The 3,328-nt window shown below is 75.3% G+C and carries 5 protein-coding genes and 1 riboswitch; of the genes, 1 reads left to right on the plus strand and 4 read right to left on the minus strand.

Annotated elements, in window-relative coordinates; translation table 11 throughout:
* The coding region (locus VR45_RS30865) for a CbtA family protein (RefSeq protein WP_045943172.1) at positions 1 to 224 on the minus strand (224 nt) is incomplete at its 3' end.
* 19 nt (positions 225 to 243) lie between these two features.
* On the minus strand, positions 244 to 468 hold the full coding sequence (locus VR45_RS30870; protein ID WP_030394041.1) for a CbtB-domain containing protein: 225 nt from the start codon (positions 466 to 468) through the stop codon (positions 244 to 246).
* A gap of 61 nt (positions 469 to 529) precedes the next feature.
* Positions 530 to 616, minus strand: a riboswitch (cobalamin riboswitch).
* A gap of 176 nt (positions 617 to 792) precedes the next feature.
* Here VR45_RS30870 and VR45_RS30875 point away from each other — a divergent pair.
* Positions 793 to 1,407, plus strand: a complete 615-nt coding sequence (locus tag VR45_RS30875) for a histidine phosphatase family protein (RefSeq protein ID WP_045943173.1) — start codon at positions 793 to 795, stop codon at positions 1,405 to 1,407.
* On the opposite strand, the gene VR45_RS50720 is transcribed toward VR45_RS30875, so the two are convergent.
* A complete protein-coding gene (locus VR45_RS50720) occupies positions 1,404 to 1,742 on the minus strand; it encodes a GNAT family N-acetyltransferase (protein WP_353612729.1) in 339 nt (112 codons plus the stop codon). The genes VR45_RS30875 and VR45_RS50720 overlap by 4 nt on opposite strands.
* A gap of 274 nt (positions 1,743 to 2,016) precedes the next feature.
* Positions 2,017 to 3,255, minus strand: a complete 1,239-nt coding sequence (locus VR45_RS30885; protein WP_045943174.1) for a cytochrome P450 — start codon at positions 3,253 to 3,255, stop codon at positions 2,017 to 2,019.
* Positions 3,256 to 3,328 lie beyond the last annotated feature (73 nt).

The following is a 3,328-nucleotide window of genomic DNA, read 5'->3' on the forward strand; positions in this document are numbered from 1 at the left end:
GCGTCCTCGGTGCCGCCGGCCGCGGCCCCGGAGCCGCCGCCGTGGTCGTGGTGCCCGGCCGGGGCGGAGTGGGCCTGCTCCTGGGCGATGGAGTCCGAGACGGGGCCCTCGCCGACGGTGTAGGCGAAGACGAAGGCCACCAGCCCGGCTATCAGGCCGGCCAGCAGGCCGCGCAGCAGGAGTCTGCCCACGGTGCCGGACGGCATGGTTGCGGAGTTGTTCATCGGTGCGTGTTCTCCGGGATCAGTGGCAGGGGAAGCCGAGCAGGTGCCGACCGTCGTGCACCCATTCGTGCACCGTCGCACCGGAGAAGACCGAGGTGGCGCCCTGCTCGGCGCCGACGAAGTAGAGCAGGACCAGCATCAGGGTGCCGAGGAACAGCGCCCACGGCAGGATCGCGCGGATCGGCAGCGATGCGGGGGCGGAGCCGGCCGAGGGCAGGCTGGGGGACAAGACGGACTGGGCCATGGCAGGACCTCCTGGGGGAAACACGCGTCCCGTTCGGTGGAGCTCGGACGACGGCCATCGGGTCTGACTTGCCGGGCCCCGCCGTTGCGTGAGGTGGCCTGGTCCGGCATACAGTGGCGCGACCGTGCCGGATTCACACCGGACTTCCGTCTCGCCGTCGTCTTCTGTTGTCGGGGGAGACCGTAGCGCCCGGTGCCGACGGCGCCAAGGGCGCGCACGGAATCGTTGTCGTGGCGCGACCTGCGGATTCGCGCGCCGGGAGGGCACGGAGCACGGCGCTCCGAGGGCCCCCAAGGGTGACAGGTGTACGAAGGGGGAAAACACGTGACGGTACGGGTGATCTTCGTCTCCCCGGCGATCGGACCCGAGCTGCGGCAGGCACGGTTCGCCGACGAAGCCTCCGCGTACGGGGGTGACGCGGCGGGCGGCCTCGATGTCGCGCACGGCGAGGACGCGCTGGACGAGGCCGGGGTGCGCGCGGCCCGCGCCCTCCGGCCGGACCTCCCCGCGGCGTCCCACCGCTTCGTCTCGCCCTCGGCCCGCTGCCGCCGCACGGCCGAGGAGCTCGGCCTCGCCGACGCGGTCGCCGAGCCCGCGCTGCGCGGCTGCGCGACCGGGCGCTGGCGCGGGCGGACCCTCGACGAGGTGGCCGCCGAGGAGCCGGAGGCGGTGATGGCCTGGCTCGCCGACCCGGCCGCCGCCCCGCACGGGGGCGAGTCGGTGCGGCAGTTGTGCGCCCGGGTCGCCGGGTGGCTGGACGGGACGGCGGCCGGGCTCACCGGCCGGGTCCTGGTGGTCGCCGAGCCGGACGCCGTCCGGGCCGCGGCCGTGCACGCGCTCGGCGTCCCCGACCTGGCCTTCCGGCGCCTGGACGTGCCCCCGCTGGCGGTGGTCGAACTGACCGGCCGGGCGGGCCGCTGGAACCTCCGGCTCGGTTAGGGGTTGTCCAGGTCGAGCCGCCAGTCGTTGCAGCGGATCGGGTGGCCCGGCGGGTACTCGAAGTCCTGCGGCCCCAGGAGTTCGAAGCCCGCCCCCCGGCAGACCCCGTTCGACGCCGGATGGTCCACCGAGGGGAAGGCGTGCAGGTGGCGGTGCAGGCCCTCGGCCCGGGCCTGCTCCGCCACCGCGCGGGCCGCGGCCGTGGCCACACCCCGGCCCTGGAAGGCCGGCAGCACGGCCCAGCCCGTCTCGTACACCTGCTCGCCGGCCCACTCGCGGTCCCAGAAGCCGATGGCCCCGGCCGTCGCCTCCGCCGCCCCCGTCTGCGGCAGCACGATCCGGAACNNGCACGATCCGGAACATCCTCCCCGCGCGGGTGCGGTCGGCGGTCAGGTCGACGTACCGGCGGTGGCGGCGGGCGAGGGCCTCCTCGGATTCCGGGCCGCCGAGATGGGTCATCAGCTCCGGCGCGTTGAGGGCGCGCAGCAGCTCGGCGTCGCCCTCGGACCAGGGCGCCAGGCGTACGGCGGGGGTGCGGTCGTCGTCCATGGCCGTACGGTAGCGGCCGCCTCCGACAAACGGCCCCCGTTGCCGGTGGTGGCCGCCCGGTCAGGAGGCGGGGGAGAGACGCACCGGGAGGGCGCGCAGGGCGTTCACGATGAAGGACTCCTGGTGCCGCAGCTCCTCCGCCGCCACCGCCAGCTCGACCTCGGGGTAGGCCCCGAACAGCGCGGTCAGGGCCTCCTCCGCCTCCAGCACGCCGAGCGCGGCGCCCAGGCAGTAGTGGCGTCCGTACCCGAAGGCCAGGCTGGCCTTGTCGGGCCGGGTGAGGTCGAAGACCTCCGGCCGGTCGGGGTGCAGCTCCGGGTCCCGACCGCTCGCCCCGTAGGCGATCAGGACCGGTTCGCCGGTGCGGATCAGCACGTCCTCGCCGAGGTCGATGTCCTCGGCGGCGAAGTGCAGCGGCAGGTGCATCACCGGCGCTTCGAGGCGCAGCGCCTCCTCGATGGCGTCGCGCCAGGTCGCCGAGCCGTCCCGGACCAGCGCGAGCTGCTCGGGGTGGGTGAGCAGCAGGGCCGCGGTGTGGTCGATCAGGTTGACGGTGGTCTCGGAGCCGGCGCCGATCATCAGGATCAGGGTGGACACCAGCTCCTGCTCGCTCAGCCGCGTGCCGGCGGCGTCCCGGGTCGCGATCAGCTCGCTGGTCATGTCGTCGCCGGGCGTCTCCCGCTTGGTGGCCACCAGGCGCGCCATCGCGGCGAACAGGTCGTCGAGCACGGCCTTGGCCCGTTCGGGGGAGGCGCCGGTCTCCAGGACGCCGTCGACCACCCGCCGCACCTCGGGGCGCTGCTCCTCGGGGACGCCGAAGAGGTCGCAGATCAGGGTGGTCGGCAGCGGGTAGGAGAGCCGGGCGTGCAGGTCGACCGGCTCGCCGGGCGCGGTGGCGCGCAGCCCGTCGAGCAGCGCGGCGACGATCGCGCGCACCCGGGGCCGCAGGGCCTCCACCCGGCGGGGGCCGAAGGCGGGGGCGGTCAGGGTGCGCAGCCGGTGGTGGTCCTCGCCGTCGCTGGTGAACATGCTCTCCACCGCGACCCAGCTGGCCAGCGGCCAGTCCGGGCCGACCCGGCCGTCGATCCACTCGGGCCAGTGGCGGCGGGCGTTCTTGACGATCCGGCTGTCGGAGAGGAGCTGCCGGGCGACCTCGGCGCGGGTCACCGACCAGGCGAGGACCTTGCCGGGGAGTTCGACCCGGACGGCCGGGCCGTGGGTGCGCAGGTGGGCGGCTTCGGCGTGCAGGTCGGCGGCGTGGGGGTCGAGGACGTGGGTGAACGGGCAGCGGGGTTCCACGGGCCCTCCTTGGTCGGGGAGCGGCGGGCCGGACGATCGGCCGGTTGAGACCGTACGGCGGGGGCGGGGGCGG

This window comes from Streptomyces sp. NRRL S-495 (assembly GCF_000966955.1).
Taxonomy (GTDB): Bacteria; Actinomycetota; Actinomycetes; order Streptomycetales; family Streptomycetaceae; genus Kitasatospora; species Kitasatospora purpeofusca.